The sequence below is a fragment of the Oleiagrimonas soli genome, from assembly GCF_000761445.1.
GTDB lineage: Bacteria > Pseudomonadota > Gammaproteobacteria > Xanthomonadales > Rhodanobacteraceae > Oleiagrimonas > Oleiagrimonas soli.
The window spans coordinates 738,187-756,326 of record NZ_KN196470.1 but is presented as its reverse complement, the minus strand read 5'-3'; the positions used below and the strand labels follow the sequence as shown (position 1 = coordinate 756,326).

Sequence of the window (18,140 nt, the reverse complement as noted above, 5' to 3'; positions counted from 1 at the left end):
GTTGCCATACGCCCCAACGGAGCAACACCCTCATAGATGCAACAGTTGAGCGCCAGCGTCAGCACAAACATCGGTATGCAGATACATCAGCCCGAGCGCTCGATGCGCCAAAGGATACGCAGATGATCACGAAAGCCCGCAGCGCGATGATCAGCAGGGTGATGGATTCTGCATACTGCGAGAATAAACCGAGATTACGAAACAGTTGTCCGATCAACACGACATCTCACGGCATCAGGGATGCATTCATGTTTTGCAGCTTGATCGCACTCAAGATGTACAACGCAAGCGTCACTGCGGAACTGATCCAGAATATGAACAGCGTTCGCCCGCGGAGCGCATAGATCACGAACCAACCGAGCATGACAGGCCATGCATTGAGCAGCAGAAGCCCGATACTGAAGTGCTGATGCACAGCCGACTCCTTCGCAACGGCCAATGCGATGCAAAAGAGCGGAATAAGAAGAAACCAAAGCGCTTCCGAAGCGCGAATTATTTTGCGCACGACGACAAATCTCGAGGTCGATAAATGATGCCGGCCACAACTGCCTCGCCCCCACATGAATCTCTGAATGATATTTATGCTTGTTCCAGGCAGGATATTGATGTTTCAAAAATATGGCAGTAAAGCGACAGTCATGAATGCGTCCTGCGGAGTCACGCTCGTGCACATGGAAAAATACCGTTGAGCGCGTTTTGCGCGCTTTCATAAGAGAAATGGCGCTGCACATTTTCCAGCCCCTGCTCCGAGAGTTGATGCCACAAGCTGCCATCCTGATAAAGACGTACCACGGCATCACAGAATGCCTCTGGGGCATCGGCAATCAGAACATCTCTTCCGTCCGCAAGCGCCATCCCTTCTGCTGCGATCGACGAGGCGATGACAGGAAGACCATAACTCATCGCCATGTTGATCTTTCCTTTCACTCCGGCCCCGTAACGCAATGGAGCCAGGGCGATTCGGCATCGATCCATGAATGCGGACAGGTCCTCCACGAATCCGTGGACGACGACGTCCTCGCAAGCGAGTTCGCCGATTCGTTGCTTGCCCGCATGCCCGATGACATGCAACACCACGCCGGGAAGCCGGGGACGTACAAGTGGAATGATGCACTCGACCAGATACTGCACGGCATCCACATTCGGCTCGTGTTCGAAGTTGCCTAGGAAGACCAGATCCCGGCGCTCCGCGTAGGGCACCCGGCGACCGTGGATCTCATGAACATTCGCCAGTATGCGTACATCCGCGCCAGGCACGTTTTGAGCAAGCACGTCGAGCTCATGCCTGCTGACCACGAGCGTGATATCCGATTCCCGGACCAATGCGAGTTCACGCCGTTTCAGCGCATCCGCCGCGCGTCCTGCTTCGGCATCGCCATGCAACTCGGCTCCGCGCTGGAGCCGCAGGAAATGTAGATCAACCGTATCAAAAACGATTCCCGCACCGGATGCATATCTCCTCGCCAGTCGCATGAATCGATCCGCCACGCCGAATCGCGAAAGGACTACGGTGTCCAGGGTATGCCCGTATGCGAAAAACCAGCGCAGAGCCGCACGCTCCGTGGCGGCTTGAACCAGCTGAACCCCGACTTTTTCAAGCGCGCGCGCCGCCTTACTTTGGGTGTCGCCATCCATCGGGCAGAACAGTACGTGGTGATTGGACTGCCGCAGCAGGGCAAGCATGTTGAACATGCGCATCGATCCGGAGTCTCTTTCCGGTCGTGGACAACATGCATCCATCACCAGGACGCGCGATCCGGCACGATGGTCGGCGCACCCGTCGATATCGATAGCGCACATCGCTGCATCCGGCTGGTCTCGTAGCGCCGCGGCCCATTTCTCCCGGAACAGATGCCGATTGCGCTCCTGAAAACGCTTCACCCCATTGGCAGTATCCGTTCCCGCCGTTCGCCCTTCATGATGCATCACGCTGGATCGCGGCTGATAGATCACGCTCCTCCCACGTGATCGCACGGAGAACGCCAGATCGGTGTCCTCGTAATATGCTGGCGCATAGCGCGTATCAAACCCTCCGACAGCACAAAACAGCACGCGCTCGATGGCGATCGCGGCGCCCGAGCAATAATCCACCTCGCGCCTGTAATTGAACTTCGGGTCCGCCGGATCACCTCCACGCCCGTAATTGCATGCGTGCGCCTCGGAAAATACGATGCCGCCCGCTTCCTGCAACACGCCGTCGGGATAGATCAGCTTGCTTCCGACCAGACCACAACCCGGATCTTCCAGCAGCACAACCAGAAGCGCATCGAGCCAATCGTCGGTCACCTCCGTATCGTTGTTCAGGAAAACGATAAAACGTCCGCGAGCTACTTCGGCTCCAGCATTGCAAGCCGCCACGAATCCTTCGTTGCGTTCTCTCTGCAACAGTCGAACGCCCGGCATGGCCGTCACATATGCCGCTGTGTCGTCCGTGGAACCGTCATCCACCACGATGATCTCGAATGACGATCGCGTTCGGGCGACGCCCAAAGAACGAAGACAACGCAACGTATCTTCGCAGTGGTTGTAGACAGGGATGATCACCGAAGCCAAAGGCGCATCCACCGACCGTTCATCGATGGCGGCTCGAAGCATGCTCTCCTCGGACAGGGAGAAGTCACCACCTCCCCTTTCGCCGCGCTCGTCCACCTGTGGCGCAGCGGCTCTCGGCAAGGTCGTCAAAAAGCCAACCGTACGCATGTGCAACGCGCGAGCGGAAAGCGCAGCGCTATCGATCGTCAAACGAATCCGTCGGCGGATTCGTTGCAACAAGGATGCCGGAATTGCCTTCATGCACTGCCTCGAACGCGGTGTCTAGACGCTGCCGACCACGACCCCGTCAGCGCCAGCGAGGTCACGCTCGAGAATATCGGCGATTCGAGAAGCTGCATGACCATCCCCATAGGGCGACACGCCACGCGCCATCGCTGCATGCGCCTGGGCATCGCTCAAGAGTCGGCTCGCCTGCGTGAAGATTTCGTCCTCGTCGGTACCGACCAGACGCACCACACCCTCTTCCACGGCCTCGGGACGCTCGGTTTCCACGCGCATGACCAGGACCGGCTTGCCGAGCGCCGGTGCCTCCTCCTGTACCCCACCCGAGTCTGTGAGGATCAGATGTGCGCGCTTTTGTGCCTCCACGAACGGAGCGTACTCCAATGGATCGACCAGATGGATTCGCGAATGACCGGAAAGCAGTTCGGCGACCACCGCGCGTACATTGGGATTCGGATGCACCGGATAGAGCACCTCGATGTCCTCGTGGTGATCGACCAAGCGAAGGATCGCCTTGCAGATCTCGCGCAGCGGCGCACCGAAGTTCTCACGCCGATGGGCTGTCACCAAGACCAGACGACGGGCGTCGTCGAGAGGCACGTCCAGCGGCCATTCCTTTTCGGCAATCTCGAGCAGCGCATCGATCACGGTATTTCCGGTGACATGAATGGCACGCTCGTCGATGCCCTCGCGGAGCAGATTGGCGCGCGAACGCTGGGTCGGCACGAAGTGCCACCGCGCCAGATGACCGGCGACCAGACGATTCATTTCCTCGGGAAACGGATTGGCCATGTCGTGCGTCCGCAGTCCAGCTTCGACGTGCCCGAACGGAATGCGCCGGTAGAACGCGGCCAGTGCGGCGGTCATTACCGTTGTCGTGTCGCCCTGCGCCAGCACGATGTCGGGTCGAAGTTCGGCGAAAGCCTCGTCCAAGCGCGTCAGAAGACGTGAAGTCAGCTCCGACAGCGACTGGTTGTCCTTCATGATGTTCAAATCCATGTCCGGACGAATGTCGAACAGCGAAAGCACCTGATCGAGAAGATCGCGGTGCTGGGCGGTCGCCAGCACGGTGACCCGCGCCCAGGATGCCTGCTTAAGCGCCTTGATCACGGGCGCCATCTTGATGCCCTCGGGGCGAGTGCCGACGATGCACAGCAGGTGCTTCTTTTCGTTCATGCCACCATTCACGAGTACCACTTCTCCTTGGATCAATGCCGCTTCGGTTTACGATAGGAATGGGCGACCCAGGTGCCCCATTTCTTTTCGTAAAGCGCCTTGTTCGTCTCGAACAGCGCCTTGCGCTTTTCCTGCTTCATCTTGTCGAACGACGCGGACAAGTGGTGATGGATGAATACATCATCCGCGCAGGCCACGCTCCAGCCTTCCTTCTCGACGCGCCTGCAGTAGTCGTCGTCCTCGAAGAAACCCACGCCGAAGGCCTCATCCAGCGGACCCACCTTTTCGTACACTTCGCGGGGAAGCATGACGCAGAAGAATGCCGCGGTGCGCAACGGCGTGATGATGCCGGCATGCCTGCGGGTATAGCGCGCGGCCTCCACCAGCATCTGATCCATCCCCTCGTAGGAGATGTCGATGCGGGCTTCGTTGCCGATGTTGTTGGTGACCGGACCGATCATGCCCAGTTCGGGATGATGCTGCAGATGCGCCTTGAGCGTGGCGATCCAGCCCGGCGTCACGTGCGTGTCGTTGTTGAGCATCACGAGATACTCGCCACTCGCCAGCGCCAGCCCCTGGTTGTTGGCCGCGGCGAACCCTCGATTATCGTCGTTCAGAACCACGCGTCGCAGTTCACCGCCCTTTTCCCACGCACGGAGAAACGCTGGCGAACCGTCGGCCGATGCATTGTCGACGACGATGATCTCCAGGTCCGGATAGTGCGAGTGCTGCTCCAGGCTGCGCAGACACGTCTTGGTCAGCTCGAGATTGTTGTACGTAACCACGATCACGCTGACCCGCGGCGTCGGAAGCGCCTGCATGCCGGCCATGAGATCGCTCACGCGGTGCGACCAGGTCTGACGCGAAGCGAACGCCCTGCGCTGCGCAATCCACTCGGCGCCCGCTGGCGAAGCGAGCGCCTCGCCGACCGCTTCGACGAAAGCCTCGTGCGTCGACGCACGATGCACGAGATCGCCGAACTGGGCGATTTCGGGCAAGTCGACGGAGACAACCTCCTTGCCGGCCGAAAGATACTCGTAGACCTTCACCGGATTGGTCGCCAGCGTCAGCGGAATCACCTGGAAAGGCAGCAGGCAGACATCGAAGGCGGCGAGATAGCGCGGCAAGATCGCGTAGGGCACTTCGCCGATGAACTCGACATTGTCCAGATGCTCCAGCCGCTCGGCCGCACCGGCAGTATCGGCGCCGACAAGAAGCACCAAGCAATCCGCAAATCGGCGCGCGACCTTCTCGATCAGATCGAGATCGAACCACTCCGCGATCGCGCCGTAGTAGCCGATGATCTTGCGTCCTTCAGCATCGCGGTACACCTCTTCCGGCACCTCGCAAAAATGCTCGTACTCGCACGCATTGCGGATCAGCGCCACATGTTCGTTGTACTCGGCGACTTCGTCGCGCAACCAGTCGGAGGTCACGACGAGTAGATCGGACATCTGCATGAGATCACGTTCGCGCGCCAGCACTTCCGGCGTATTGTCGGCAAACCCACCGTGATGATCCATGCAGTCGTAGACCATGCGGCTGTCCGGCAGCATGCGGGCCGTCTCGAGCCAATAGGGATGCTGCACCAGCGACGCGCATCCGCAACTGTTCGTCCACGCAAGAAGCTCCGCCATGCTGGCGCGAAGCCTGTCCAATTCATCCCTGGTCGGAAGCGCATGGTAGATCGCCGGTGCACCACGCAGGTACAGGCGTATCTGGAACAGGCGACCTGCTTCGTCCAACTGCTCGACCTCGAAGCCGGGCACGTCGCGATCGATGAAATTGTTGGAAATGTAGAACACTCGGCGACCGGCCTTGGCCAACTCCCGCGCCAGATGCTGCGGACGCTGCGTCCGGAAGTGCCAGTCGATGACCGAGAAGACGAAATAGTCCCGGCAGTCACCACCCTGACTGACCGGTTGCACCATCGCGCTGCGCGCAGACGTCGACACCACGCCTGGCTCACATTCGTCATGCGCTGCGGATGCCGCCTGTATGAATGCGCTCGCCGGATGCGCCGACGCCCGCGGATCGTTCTTGAACATGCGTCGCAACGCCGCGCGATCCTCGGCTGCGAGACCTCGGTTGTGCAAGGTCCGCATGATGACTCTGAACGGCCGCATCCAGCGCCAGGAGCGGCTACCCAGGACCATGTCGAGTTCATGTTTCGCATGCTCCAGAACACGCATCCGGGCACGGGCTTTCGCGAGCTCGCCACGCAGTTGCACCGACTCGGCCGTCTTCGCAGCAAGCTCGCCTTCGAGATCGGCAACCCGTCGACTGATCGCCTCAACCTGCTGCCGAGCTTCGCTCAACCGCAACTGCAATGCACCGATCTGCTCGACATGCGCCTCGTTCTCGGCGTAGAGGCGCTTCGCCTCGCCCTTGTAGACCTCGAGATCCTTGCCAAGCTGTTCCCGCTCCCTTTGCGCGTTGTCATGCATAAAGGATGGCAGCATGTCTTGTAACAGTGGCGCGCAGAAATCCACCTTGCTCAACCATCGATCGCCATGAGCCCGCAGCTTGTCCCAGCCGGCTCCGCTGCGATCCAGCTCCTTGCAGGCAGCGTGGATATCGTCGATGTCCGACCGCCAGGCTACCGGACAGGCATCCTGCGTGGGCGAGGACACTTCGTGTCTCAAACCGGCGTCGAGGTACTGCTCCACCGGTCCGGCGCAGGTCTCGCTGAGAATCGGCCACCGCAGTTCCAGGCGGTTGGCGATCTGCTGCATGCTGGTTCGCCAGTCCGTCAACAGGGACTCGTACTCCACAACGCAGCGCGCGGTTTGTTCGGAAGCGTTCAACGGCTCCGTCAGATGCCGCAGCCACAGGATCGCGGACGTCGCCGCACCCAGACCGTTCCGGCGATGCAGCGAACCGACCACTTCACAGGGGTTACGCGAGGCAAGAATCACCGCGGGCTCGATATCGCAGCGCCCCAGAGCGCTCAGCCACAACGGCAGAAAACGGCAGATGCGCGGGTCCTTTACGGCCCACAACTCGGCATCGCCGAATTCTTCGGTGATCAGACGGCACAACTCGTCTTCGCACCCCATATCCCGTGCCTGCTGCAACCAGTCGGAGGGCAACGGCCGCGGATCGGACCAGTCCGACGCCAGCATGGACAGCAAACGCTCGTGGAATGCCACGAACCGCTGGTTCTCCCAAAACCCGCGCTCATTGTCATGGGCAGGTTCGGGCAGGTGCGTGCCCAGTGCAGCGCCATGCAGGTTGATCACGCGAGTCAGCGCGGATGTCCCGCTTCGATGCATGCCAGCAATCAGCAAGGCTCGCTTCTGCGATCTTTCCGTACTCATGCACCCGCTTCCTTCGATTCCACCATGTCCACCTGCGGCCGCACGCCGAAATCCACGATACCGGTACCCAGTCGCTCCGGTTGCGGCATCACGCGGAACATGGCTGCGTCGATCAACCGATCGACATAGGTCTCTTCCTCGCCAAGCCGAGCGAGTACTCCCGCATTCAGGAAATAGACGCCCGAATCGAGCATGCAGCGGAATCGGAATCGCGCCTCGATCTCGCACCCGGCCTCGACGACATCAAGCGATTGATCCGGAAGGCTGCTGGCTCCGCCGCCAAGATCGAGCCCGGTAAGCGTCTTGATCAGCATGCCGAAGCGCACCCGCTTCATGGCTTCGGTGAATTTCACGCGGTACACGTACACGTATTCATCGCCGGCACGCAAAACGTTCACCTTGCGTCCCGCCGGAGTCTCCAGATGAGGCTTTCCGATCAGCGCGCCGCGCGTATCGTAGCGAACCGTGCTTTTGGGCACGAGGCCCTCATCGAACCAGCCGTGCGAATCCTCGCCCTCCTCCGAGAAGGGGCGCTCACGCGAGGACTTCACCAATTGCGCATCGTCCCGATCGCTTGGTAGCAGGTCGGCGTCGTCTTCACCGCCCCCCTTGTCGCACCGCTCGTCCGCATCCGACATTTCCTGCGCGATGGCCATGCGCAGCCCCTGCAACCGCTCGGGCGGAGCGTAAAGCAGCTTGTGATAGCGCGAAACGACGAATTTCGGCGACCCTCCCACCAGCAACTCACCATGATCGAGCAATACGGCTCGATCGCAAAGTTGCGTGACGATGCCCGCCGAATGCGAGACGAACAACACGGTCGCACCCTCATCGCGGATTCGGTCGATGCGCGCAAAGCACTTGCGCTGGAAAGCCTCGTCGCCGACCGACAAGGCTTCGTCCACCACCAGGATATCGGGGGTGACGTTAACGGCGACCGCGAACGCCAGGCGCACATACATGCCGCTGGAATAATTCTTAACCGGCTGCTCCATGAACTCGCCGATATCGGCGAACGCCGCGATCTCGTCGAACCGCTGCTCGATCTCGCGACGGGTCAGACCCAACACCGTTCCATACAGGAAAACGTTCTCCCTGCCGGTGAAATCCGGATTGAAGCCGGCCCCCAATTCGAGCAGAGCGGCCACTCGTCCCGAGACATGTACGTCTCCGACCGAAGGCTGCAACGTGCCGCAGATGATCTGCAGAAGGGTGGATTTTCCGGACCCATTGCGTCCGACGATACCGAGCGTCTCTCCTCGACGAACCTCCAGACTGACGTCGTGCAACGCCCGAAACTCTCGGAACCAGCGATGCTTGGATCGACCGGGCGAAAGCATCTGCAGCAGCCGATGCGAAGGCTTGTCGTAGACCGGGAAGACTTTCGTCACACCCTCGACCCGTATCACGTGTTCAGATGACATCGGCGAAACCTCGACGCGTCAGACTGAACACCGCGAATCCACCCATGAAGATCAGGACGCTGCACACGGTGTAGACAGCAAGTCCACCCCAGTTCGGCATGTGTCCCCACAGCGTCACGGCGCGCGCCTGGTCAATGATGAAGGTCAATGGATTCAGTCGCAGCAGCCATTGATACCGGTGAGGCAAGGCATCGATCGGAAACATCGCCGTCGACAGGAACAGCATCGCGGTGGCGAGCACGCCGGTGATCTGTCCGATGTCGCGCATGTACACGCCAAGCGCCGCAAGCAGCCATGACACACCCATCGCAAGAATCACCAGAGGCAGCATGACCACTGGCAGCAACACCGTCGTCCACGTCAGCGTGTGATCGAGGATCAGGTGCAGCGCCAGGAATACGACGAAATTCATGAGCGTGTGAAAAAGCGCTGAAAGCATCATCGACCAAGGCAGGATTTCCAGCGGAAAGATCACTCGCTTGACGAAATTCGCATTGGTAGTGATCAGGTTCGGAGAGCGATTCAGGCATTCGGCGAAGAAGCCGTGCACGATCAGTCCGACGAACAGGATGATCGAGTAATGCGTGTCGTGCTGCTGCATTTGCGGCCAGCGCGCGCGCATGACGAAACCGAACGCGAACGAGTACACCATCAACATCAAGAACGGGCTGATCAGCGACCACAACAGACCGAAGCTGGCTCCGCGATATCGGCCCAGAACATCGCGCTTGGTTAGCTCCATCGTCAGCGAGCGATGCCGACCGAACACGCTCAGCGCATCCCGCCAGCGCCAGAATCGTGAGGATGTCGACGCTGTATTCAAGTCCTTACTCCGCACAAGGTCATACCGTCACCTGGCATCGGACCGATGACTAGCGTAATCAACTCAAGGCCGAGTCGAGTTCGTCCCGAAGGTCGGCAAGATCTTCCACCCCCACCGAAAGCCGGATCAACGTATCGCTGATCCCCAGCCGCTTGCGGTTGGCCGCCGGCACGGACGCATGCGTCATGATGGCCGGATGTTCGATCAGGCTTTCCACACCGCCCAGCGATTCCGCCAGGGCGAACAGGTGGCAGCGTTCGAGCATGCGCTTGGCCTTGCGCAGGCCGCCCTTGACTTCGATGCTGACGATACCGCCGAAGCCGCTCATCTGACGCCTTGCCAGAGCATGCTGCGGATGGCTCTTTAACCCCGGATAAATCACGCGCTCGACCTGCGGGTGCTTTTCCAGCCATTTCGCCAGGTCCAGCGCACTTTCGCAGTGTTGACGCATGCGCAGATGCAGGGTCTTCAGGCCGCGCATGGCGAGGAAGGCGTCGAACGGTCCGGCGATGGCGCCGACCGAGTTCTGCAGGAAGCCCATCTGCTCGGCCAGCTCGTCGCTGCCGGCCACGACCACGCCGCCGACGATGTCCGAGTGCCCGTTGAGATACTTGGTCGCCGAATGCAGCACCAGGTCCGCGCCGTATTCCAGCGGACGCTGCACCATCGGCGAGCAGAAGGTGTTGTCGACGACCAGGATCAGTCCATGCTTCTGCGCGAAGGCGGCGACCTTCTTCAGGTCGACCAGCTTGAGCATGGGATTGGTCGGCGTCTCGGCCCAGATCATGCGCGTCTCGGGCTTCAGGGCGGCCTTCAGCGCCTGGGTGTCGTTGAGGTCGACGAAGCTGAAGTCCAGCCCTGCCGAACGTCGACGCACGCGCTCGAACAAACGATAGGTGCCGCCGTAGAGATCGTCCATCGCAATGACGTGGCTGCCCGAATCGAGCAGATCCAGCACGGTCGAGGCCGCCGCCAGTCCGGAAGCGAAGGCGAAGCCGGCAACGCCGCCCTCGAGATCGGCCACGCAGCGCTCGTAGGCCATGCGGGTCGGATTCTGCGAACGCGAGTACTCGAAGCCCTTGTGCTTGCCCGGACTTTCCTGGACGTAGGTTGAGGTCGCGTAGATGGGCGTCATGATCGCGCCAGTGGACGGATCGGGGGTCTGCCCGGCGTGAATGGCGCGAGTCCCAAGCCCATGACTCGTAGGCATTTTCTTGCGATTCATGCGTACATCCCGTGGTAAGTGGCTGCGAACGGCAATTGCGCATTATGGCATGCGTCTCGGCCTGCCCGAAGCGGGTCGGCCCCGCCTTTCGCGAACCACGGCACGCGCGCACGAGCAGCTGTCTCATCACCCGCCAAACAGGGACGATCCAATCACGCATAACCCAGGATAGATGCGCAGTGCAGACCGCTCCGCAGGAGTCACCGACGACCGGACACGGTGGCTACTCTGCGTCGTGCTCGCGCCGCCCTCGCCGCTCACGCCGGACCGCCACCACGACGCCCAGCAGCGTGCCCAGCGCCATCAGATACCACGTGATGGCGTAGTTGAGATGGTGATTGGGAAAGTGGATCACGGTCTGACCGGCCAACGGCCAGGCGCCCTTCGCCGTGTCCGCATCGGCATCCACGAAGTACGGCGCGGTCTGCGCAGACGGAAGACCCCGCGCGGCAGCGATGGCCTTCACGTCGCGCGAGTACCACTGATGCTGCGCAGGTCGATTGGGCCGCATGAAACCGCCGCCGGGTTCGCTGAAGCGCAGCAGGCCGGTCAGCGTGATGTCGCCGCTCGGCGGCGCGACCTGTCGCATCGCCGACGTGCCCGGCATGCTCGCGGGAATATAGCCGCGATTGACCAGTACCACGAAGCCGCGATCCGTGCGCAGCGGCGCCAGTACCCAGAAGCCGTAGCCGTCTTTGCTGGTGCCGTGCACCAGGGTCGGCGCACCGTCGATGAAGCGACCATGCAGCGTGACGTGCAGATACTGCTGGTGACCGGCCTCGATCTGCGGCCACTGCGCGGGACCGGGCGCCGCTACGGGCGGCGCGTGTACGCGCGTATTCACGTCGTGAATCAGCGCCAGCTTCCAGTGCAGCCGCCGCACCTGCCAGTTGCCCAGCAGGATGAAACCGACGAAGGCCGCCAACGCGAACGTGGCGAAGGCCGTGCGCTTGAAGGCGCCGCGCCGCGTTCCCTGCGAAGACGGAACGTTGGGCGGCGCCGAGGTCACGAGCCTTGCTTGTGGTGCATGTACTGCGGCGACATCGGCATCATGTTCGCGTTTTCGTTGTACATGACCCAGATCGACGCGCCGAGCACGATCGCCACCAGCACGCCGGTGAAGATCAGCGCCAGCATGTTCCAGCCGTTCTCCGAACGCGTGTCCAGGTGCAGGAAGAAGATCATGTGCACGAGGATCTGCACCGCCGCCAGCGCCAGCACGATGATGATCGTGGCCTGACGGCTCTCGATGACGTGCCCCATCACCAGCCAGAACGGAATGATGGTGAGGATCGCCGCCAGCACGAAGCCGGTCAGGTAGCTGCGCAGGCTGCCGTGATGCGCGTGCATCGCGTCGTCATGCGCGTGTTCGGTCGTGGACGGGGAATTCATCGCAACACTCCCACCAGGTAGACGTAGCTGAACACGCCGACCCAGATCAGATCGAGGAAATGCCAGAACATGCTCAGGCACTGCAGACGGCGGATGTTGGCCTCGTGCAGGCCGTGCTTGCCGAGCTGCACCATCAGCACGATCAGCCACAGGATGCCGACGGTCACGTGCAGGCCGTGCGTGCCCACCAGAATGAAGAACGAGGACAGGAACGCGCTACGGTCCGGACCCGCGCCCTCGGCGATCATGGTCACGAACTCGTGGATTTCCAGCCCGACGAAGGCGGCCGCCAGCAAGCCGGACACGGCCAGCCAACCCAGCATCGCGCGCTTGCGCTTGCGCGTCATCTCCAGCATGGCGAAGCCGAAGGTGACCGACGAAACCAGCAGCAGCGCCGTGTTGACGGCCAGCCCGGTCAGATCGAACACGTCGGCCCCGGTCGGGCCGGCCGCGTAGCTGGTGCCGAGCACCGCGTTGCACGCGAAGAGCGCCGCGAAGATGAAGCAGTCGCTCATCAGGTAGATCCAGAACCCGAGCAGGGTTCCGTTGTGCCCATGCGGCTCTTCGCGGCAGTAGAAGTCCTGCGCGGTGGATTCAGTCGCGATGACGTTCATGCACGCACCTCCTGTGGATCCGTCGCCCAGTTGCCGGCGTGCTCGAATCGATTCACTTCGTCGGCAGACACGTGATAGTCACGGTCGTAATTGAATGTGTGATGGATGGCGTAGGCGATCAGCGCCACGAAGGACACCGCGGCCAGCCACCAGATGTACCAGACCATCGCGAAGCCGAACACGAAACCCAGCGCCGACAGGACCACGCCGGTGGCGGTGCTCTTGGGCATGTGGATGTCGTTGAAGCCTTGCAGCGGACGCTGGTAGCCGGATTCCTTCATGTGCGTCCAGGCATCGCGCTCGTGCACCTTCGGCACGAAGGCGAAGTTGTACGGCGGCGGCGGCGACGAGGTCTGCCATTCCAGCGTGCGGCCGCCCCACGGATCGTGGCCCACCGCGTACTTTTCGCGATGACGGATGCTGACGTAGATCTGCATCACGAACGACAGGATGCCGAGCAGGATCAGGAACGCGCCGAACGCGGCGATGATGAACCACTTCTGCAGGCTCGGATCGGTGAAGTGGCTGAGACGACGCGTCACGCCCATCAAGCCCAGGATGTACAGCGGACCGAAGGCAAACCAGAAGCCGATCTGCCAGAACCAGAAGCTGCACTTGCCCCAGAACGGATCGAGGCGGAAGCCGAACGCCTTCGGGAACCAGTAGTTGATGCCGGCGAAGATGCCGAACACCACGCCGCCGATGATCACGTTGTGGAAGTGCGCGATCAGGAACAGGCTGTTGTGCAGCAGGAAGTCGGCCGGCGCCACCGACAACATCACGCCAGTCATGCCGCCGATGGTGAAGGTGAACAAAAAGCCCATCGTCCACAGCATCGGCACGTCGAAACGCACGCGTCCGCGGTACATGGTGAACAGCCAGTTGAAGATCTTCGCGCCGGTGGGAATCGAGATCATCATTGTCGTCAACGAGAAGAACGAGTTGACGTCCGCGCCCGAACCCATGGTGAAGAAGTGGTGCAGCCACACCAGGTAGGACAGGATCATGATCGAAACGGTCGCGTAGACCATCGACGAGTAGCCGAACAGGCGCTTGCCGGAGAACGTCGAGACGATCTCGGAGAACACGCCGAACAGCGGCAGGATCAGGATGTACACCTCCGGGTGGCCCCAGATCCAGATCAGGTTGATGTACATCATCACGTTGCCGCCCAGCGCGGCCGTGAAGAAGTGCGTGCCAATGTAGCGGTCCAGCGACAGCAGCAGCAGCGTGGCGGTCAGGATCGGGAACGTCACCACGATCAGGCCGCTGGTGCACAGCGTGGTCCAGGTGAACATCGGCATCTTCATCAGCGACATGCCCGGCGCGCGCATCTTGAGGATGGTCACGACGAAGTTGATGCCGGTCAGCAAGGTGCCCAGGCCCGATAGCTGCAGGCCCCAGATGTAGTAGTCGACGCCGGGCCCGGGACTCTGGTGCAGCTCCGAGACGGGCGGATACCCCAGCCAGCCGGCATGCGAGAAGTCACCGATGAACAGCGACACCATGAACAGCAGCACGCCGGACACGGTCAGCCAGAAACTGAAATTGTTGAGAAACGGGAACGCCACGTCGCGCGCACCGATCTGCATCGGCATGACGTAGTTCATCAGGCCGACGATGTAGGCCATCGCCACGAAGAAGATCATGATCGCGCCGTGCGCGGTGAAGATCTGGTCGTAGTGATGCGGCGGCAGGTAGCCCATGTTGTCGCCGAAGGCAATGGCCTGCTGCGCGCGCATCATGATGGCGTCGGCGAAGCCGCGGAACAGCATCACCGTGGCCAGGATCATGTACATGATGCCGAGCTTCTTGTGGTCGATGCTGGTGAACCACTCGGTCCACAGGTAGCCCCACTGGCGCTTCCAGGTGACGACGCCCAGCAGTGCGGCGCCACCCAGCGCCACCACGATGAAGGTGACGACGACGATGGTGTTGTGCAGCGGCAGCGCGTCCATCGACAGGCGGCCGAGCAGGAAATTCCAGAATGCGGAACGGTTTGGCATGGCTTGCATCTCGGAAAAGCGGTTCAGTGCGTCGCCGCGTCGTGCGCGGGCGCCTGCGAGGAAGCATCGGCCGGCATGTGCATCTCGCCGTGCGCGCCCTGGGCGGCGCGGGCGTCGATCGCCATCATCTGGCTCATGCACATCTGACCGGGGTCGACGCAGCGATTGAGGATGCGGTCGTACAATCCGGCGCTGTAGTGCGCGTAGTAGTGCACGGGCTCGTCGCGGCTGGGCTGATGCAGCTGGTCGTAGGCCGTGCGGTCCAGGTCATGTCCGCCCGCGCGCACCTTGGCGACCCACTGCTCGAACGCCTGCGGGCTGAGACCGTGGAAACGGAAGCGCATGTCGGTGAAGCCGTGGCCGCTGTAGTTGGCGGAGAAGCCGTCGAAATCGCCCGGCTTGTTGATCACCGCGTGCAGCACGGTCTGCATGCCCGGCATGGTGTAGATCTGTCCCGCCAGCGCCGGCACGAAGAACGAATCCATCATGTCGCTGGAGGTCAGCTTGAACTGGATCGGCCGATCCACCGGCGCTGCCAGCTCGTTGACCGTGGCGATGCCGTACTGCGGGTAGAAGAACAGCCACTTCCACTTCAGCGACACCACTTCGACCTGCAACGGCTGGCCCTTGACGTCGGCGGCGCGGCCTTCGGCAATGCGGGTCAGCGGACGGTACGGGTCGAGCTGGTGCGTGCCGATCCAGGTCATCGCGCCCAGCGCGATGATGATCAGCAGCGGCGCCGCCCACACGATCAGCTCGAGATAGGTGGAATGATCCCACTCGGCATCGTAGACGGCCTTCTTGTTGGAAGCGCGGTAGCGCCAGGCGATCACGCCGACGGCGATGAGCACCGGCACGATGATGAGGGACATCAGGACCGCCGAGGCGATCATCAGGTCGCTTTGCTGGCGCGCGACGTCGCCGGAGGGGTCAAGCAGCACGTAGTGGCAGCCGCCCAGCGCTAGCGCCGGGAAAAGCAGCAACAGGCCGCGCAGTCGTTTCACGGACATGGGCACTAGTATACGGGGGGAGGGGGACAGCTTTCGTATGGTAAACGCTCGGGGCGTGTTTGCCGATTGGACAATTTGTCTCATGTTCGATCCGCGCGGACGGGTGCATACTTGTAGAGCAAGCGCGTCGAGGCTCCCCGTATCGCCCTCCCGCCGCGCCCTTCTGCATGTTCACGCCGGCCCATAGCCCGCAAACGACCCACGGAAACACCATGTCGACCCCTCACGTCCCGACCGCCGGTCAGCCGACCGCTCCGCCCCGCGAAGACGCGGCGCACGCTCATTCCTCGCATGTCACGCCCGGTGAAATTTCCATCGGCGTGGTCATCGGGCGTATCTCCGAGTTCTTCGATTTCTTCGTCTTCGGCCTGGCCTGCGTGCTGGTCTTCCCGAAAGTGTTCTTCCCGTTCGCCAGCGAACTGGACGGCATTTTCTATTCGTTCGCGATCTTCGCGCTGGCGTTCATCGGACGCCCGCTGGGCTCGCTGTTCTTTCTGCTGCTGCACCGCGAATTCGGTCGCGGCGCGAAGCTGACCACCGCGCTGTTCCTGCTCGGCACGACCACCGCCGGCATCGCCTTTCTGCCCGGCTACGACGCACTCGGCACCTGGGCCATCATCGCGCTGGCGGTGTTGCGCTTCGGCCAGGGCTTCGCCATCGGCGGCAGCTGGGACGGCCTGGCCTCGCTGCTGGCGCTGAACGCGCCGCGCCAGCGTCGTGGCTGGTATGCCTCCATTCCACAGCTCGGCGCGCCGATCGGCTTCATCCTGGTGGCCGCCCTGTTCGCCTACCTGCTGCTGAACCTGACCCAGGACGAATTCTTCAACTGGGGCTGGCGCTATCCGTTCTTCGTGGCCTTCGCGATCAACGTCGTGGCTCTGTTCGCACGCCTACGTCTGGTGGTCACGCCGGAATACGCGACGCTGCTGAAGCTGCGCGACCTGGAACCCTCGCCGGTCGGCGAGCTGGTGCGCTCGCAAGGCCGCGCCATCGCGCTGGGCGCCTTCGCGCCGCTGGCCAGCTACGCGCTGTTCCATCTGGTGACCATCTTCGCGCTGTCGTGGGCGCTGCTGTTCACCAAGCAGTCCGTCGCCACCTTCCTGATCGTGCAGTTGATCGGCGCCGCCGTGGCCATCCCCTGCATGTTCATCTCCGGCCGCATCGCCGACCGCTTCGGCCGACGCATGACGCTGGCCGTGTTCGGCGTGCTGATCGCGATCTACAGCGGCTGGACGCCGGTGATGCTCAACGGCGGCACCACCGAAGGCTATCTGTTCATCATCCTCGGCTTCGGTCTGCTGGGCTTCTCACACGCGCAGGCGGCCGGCGCGGTGAATTCGAGCTTCCGCACCTATTTCCGCTACACCGGCGCGCTCATCACCTCCGACCTCGGCTGGCTGATCGGCGCCGGCTTCGCGCCACTGGTGGCATTGTCGCTGTCGGTGTACCTGGGCGTGGGCTACGTCGGCCTGTACCTGCTGTCGGGCGCCATCGGCACCCTCGGCGCGCTGTGGATCAGCCGCGCGGGCGGCCTGCCCAACGACTGGCCGCAGGAACAGGAAACGCCGGCGTCCTGAGTCCGGAACCTTCCTTGCCTACATGAACGGCCGGCATCATGCCGGCCGTTCTTTTTTGCCTGCGCGTTGGCATCGAACGGCGAACGCTATGCACATCCCTGCAAGGTATCGCGCCATCAAACGCCCATGTCCCGCCTGCAAAGAGCAGCGCGCACGCGCCAAGCCTGCGTGCAACGCGTGGTCGACGACGAACGAACCAGAGCGACGCACTTCGCACACGAAACATCCGAAAAAATCGCCAAAGAGCTGGCCTCGCCGGCAAACATCAGTCAACGGTATCCGCATGAGCGCATGAATTTTCACGACGTCTCGGCCATGAATAAAGCGACACCATGCCGCCTTACTCAAGCATTCAATACGCCAAATCGAGTGACGCCTTTCACAAATATGCAAAATACCTGGTGCTATTATTTTTTAGCTCGGTGATCAATAGCGCCCCGGCACCCTAGGCAAAACCCAGCGAAGGGTTGCGCCAGCAATCTACTGCATTCTCGCGAAGTTCGTGTTGACACCATATGGAGATGATGTGTTGTGACGAATCCTTTCGACGACAACGACGCCCGCTTTATCGTTCTGGTAAACGACGAGGGCCAGCATTCGCTATGGCCCCACGCCATCCCCACCCCTGACGGGTGGTCGCACACCTTCGGTCCAGATAACCGGACAACCTGCCTGAATGAAATCGAAACGCATTGGGTAGATATGCGCCCACGCAGTCTGGTTGACGCGGAAAACGCCGCTTAAACCCATACCGGCGAGATAACCGAAACCAATATCGCAGAACCATAATGGTTTTGC

The 18,140-nt window shown here is 61.6% G+C and carries 15 protein-coding genes; 3 read left to right on the top strand and 12 right to left on the bottom strand.

Translation table 11 applies throughout. The features are described from left to right. Nucleotides 1–226 precede the first annotated feature (226 nt). The 12 genes from LF63_RS03275 to cyoA form a co-directional block, all read right to left on the bottom strand. On the bottom strand, nucleotides 227–415 hold the full coding sequence (locus LF63_RS03275) for a hypothetical protein (protein ID WP_152569238.1): 189 nt from the start codon (nucleotides 413–415) through the stop codon (nucleotides 227–229). Between the two features lie 242 nt (nucleotides 416–657). Next, complete coding sequence (locus tag LF63_RS03270; RefSeq protein ID WP_081945064.1) at nucleotides 658–2,793, bottom strand: glycosyltransferase; 2,136 nt, start codon at nucleotides 2,791–2,793, stop codon at nucleotides 658–660. Between the two features lie 21 nt (nucleotides 2,794–2,814). Further along, nucleotides 2,815–3,951 (bottom strand): non-hydrolyzing UDP-N-acetylglucosamine 2-epimerase, encoded by a 1,137-nt coding sequence (gene wecB, locus LF63_RS03265; protein ID WP_043099603.1) that lies wholly within the window; start codon nucleotides 3,949–3,951, stop codon nucleotides 2,815–2,817. 32 nt (nucleotides 3,952–3,983) lie between these two features. Then, the gene (locus LF63_RS15160) at nucleotides 3,984–7,271 is read right to left on the bottom strand and encodes a glycosyltransferase (RefSeq protein WP_081945063.1); all 3,288 of its coding nucleotides are present in this window, start codon (nucleotides 7,269–7,271) and stop codon (nucleotides 3,984–3,986) included. Next, entirely contained in the window at nucleotides 7,268–8,695 is a 1,428-nt protein-coding gene (locus tag LF63_RS03255; RefSeq protein ID WP_043099601.1) for an ABC transporter ATP-binding protein, read from the bottom strand. The genes LF63_RS15160 and LF63_RS03255 overlap by 4 nt, the downstream gene beginning before the upstream one ends. After that, nucleotides 8,685–9,437 (bottom strand): ABC transporter permease, encoded by a 753-nt coding sequence (locus LF63_RS03250; RefSeq protein ID WP_052395167.1) that lies wholly within the window; start codon nucleotides 9,435–9,437, stop codon nucleotides 8,685–8,687. Before LF63_RS03250 ends, LF63_RS03255 begins: the two co-directional genes overlap by 11 nt. 139 nt (nucleotides 9,438–9,576) lie before the next feature. Beyond that, a complete protein-coding gene (locus tag LF63_RS03245) occupies nucleotides 9,577–10,743 on the bottom strand; it encodes a trans-sulfuration enzyme family protein (RefSeq protein WP_043099600.1) in 1,167 nt (388 codons plus the stop codon). A 223-nt stretch (nucleotides 10,744–10,966) separates the two neighbouring features. Further along, entirely contained in the window at nucleotides 10,967–11,752 is a 786-nt protein-coding gene (locus tag LF63_RS03240; RefSeq protein WP_200877529.1) for an SURF1 family protein, read from the bottom strand. Continuing rightward, nucleotides 11,749–12,135: a cytochrome o ubiquinol oxidase subunit IV gene (cyoD, locus tag LF63_RS03235; RefSeq protein WP_043099598.1), complete on the bottom strand. Its 387-nt coding sequence runs from the start codon at nucleotides 12,133–12,135 to the stop codon at nucleotides 11,749–11,751. The genes LF63_RS03240 and cyoD overlap by 4 nt, the downstream gene beginning before the upstream one ends. Beyond that, nucleotides 12,132–12,749, bottom strand: coding sequence for a cytochrome o ubiquinol oxidase subunit III (cyoC, locus tag LF63_RS03230; RefSeq protein WP_043099596.1), 618 nt, complete (start codon nucleotides 12,747–12,749; stop codon nucleotides 12,132–12,134). The genes cyoD and cyoC overlap by 4 nt, the downstream gene beginning before the upstream one ends. Next, a complete protein-coding gene (cyoB, locus tag LF63_RS03225) occupies nucleotides 12,746–14,764 on the bottom strand; it encodes a cytochrome o ubiquinol oxidase subunit I (protein ID WP_235205261.1) in 2,019 nt (672 codons plus the stop codon). Before cyoB ends, cyoC begins: the two co-directional genes overlap by 4 nt. Before the next feature lie 14 nt (nucleotides 14,765–14,778). Then, nucleotides 14,779–15,765, bottom strand: a complete 987-nt coding sequence (gene cyoA, locus LF63_RS03220) for a ubiquinol oxidase subunit II (protein WP_052394629.1) — start codon at nucleotides 15,763–15,765, stop codon at nucleotides 14,779–14,781. Between the two features lie 212 nt (nucleotides 15,766–15,977). Here cyoA and LF63_RS03215 point away from each other — a divergent pair, with 212 nt between their 5' ends. From LF63_RS03215 to LF63_RS16430, 3 genes are all read left to right on the top strand, one after another. Next, nucleotides 15,978–17,342 (top strand): MFS transporter, encoded by a 1,365-nt coding sequence (locus tag LF63_RS03215; RefSeq protein ID WP_043099595.1) that lies wholly within the window; start codon nucleotides 15,978–15,980, stop codon nucleotides 17,340–17,342. A 126-nt stretch (nucleotides 17,343–17,468) separates the two neighbouring features. Beyond that, the gene (locus tag LF63_RS15715) at nucleotides 17,469–17,768 is read left to right on the top strand and encodes a hypothetical protein (RefSeq protein WP_152569237.1); all 300 of its coding nucleotides are present in this window, start codon (nucleotides 17,469–17,471) and stop codon (nucleotides 17,766–17,768) included. Between the two features lie 105 nt (nucleotides 17,769–17,873). After that, the gene (locus LF63_RS16430; protein WP_081945062.1) at nucleotides 17,874–18,086 is read left to right on the top strand and encodes an MbtH family protein; all 213 of its coding nucleotides are present in this window, start codon (nucleotides 17,874–17,876) and stop codon (nucleotides 18,084–18,086) included. Nucleotides 18,087–18,140 lie beyond the last annotated feature (54 nt).

Coding starts and splice junctions, on each gene's coding strand:
- LF63_RS03270 (WP_081945064.1), bottom strand. CDS start 2,793: ATGAAGGCAATTCCGGCATCCTTGTTGCAACGAATCCGCCGACGGATT.
- wecB (WP_043099603.1), bottom strand. CDS start 3,951: ATGAACGAAAAGAAGCACCTGCTGTGCATCGTCGGCACTCGCCCCGAG.
- LF63_RS15160 (WP_081945063.1), bottom strand. CDS start 7,271: ATGAGTACGGAAAGATCGCAGAAGCGAGCCTTGCTGATTGCTGGCATG.
- LF63_RS03255 (WP_043099601.1), bottom strand. CDS start 8,695: ATGTCATCTGAACACGTGATACGGGTCGAGGGTGTGACGAAAGTCTTC.
- LF63_RS03250 (WP_052395167.1), bottom strand. CDS start 9,437: ATGGAGCTAACCAAGCGCGATGTTCTGGGCCGATATCGCGGAGCCAGC.
- LF63_RS03245 (WP_043099600.1), bottom strand. CDS start 10,743: ATGAATCGCAAGAAAATGCCTACGAGTCATGGGCTTGGGACTCGCGCC.
- cyoD (WP_043099598.1), bottom strand. CDS start 12,135: ATGAATTCCCCGTCCACGACCGAACACGCGCATGACGACGCGATGCAC.
- cyoC (WP_043099596.1), bottom strand. CDS start 12,749: ATGAACGTCATCGCGACTGAATCCACCGCGCAGGACTTCTACTGCCGC.
- cyoB (WP_235205261.1), bottom strand. CDS start 14,764: ATGCAAGCCATGCCAAACCGTTCCGCATTCTGGAATTTCCTGCTCGGC.
- cyoA (WP_052394629.1), bottom strand. CDS start 15,765: ATGTCCGTGAAACGACTGCGCGGCCTGTTGCTGCTTTTCCCGGCGCTA.
- LF63_RS03215 (WP_043099595.1), top strand. CDS start 15,978: ATGTCGACCCCTCACGTCCCGACCGCCGGTCAGCCGACCGCTCCGCCC.
- LF63_RS15715 (WP_152569237.1), top strand. CDS start 17,469: ATGTCCCGCCTGCAAAGAGCAGCGCGCACGCGCCAAGCCTGCGTGCAA.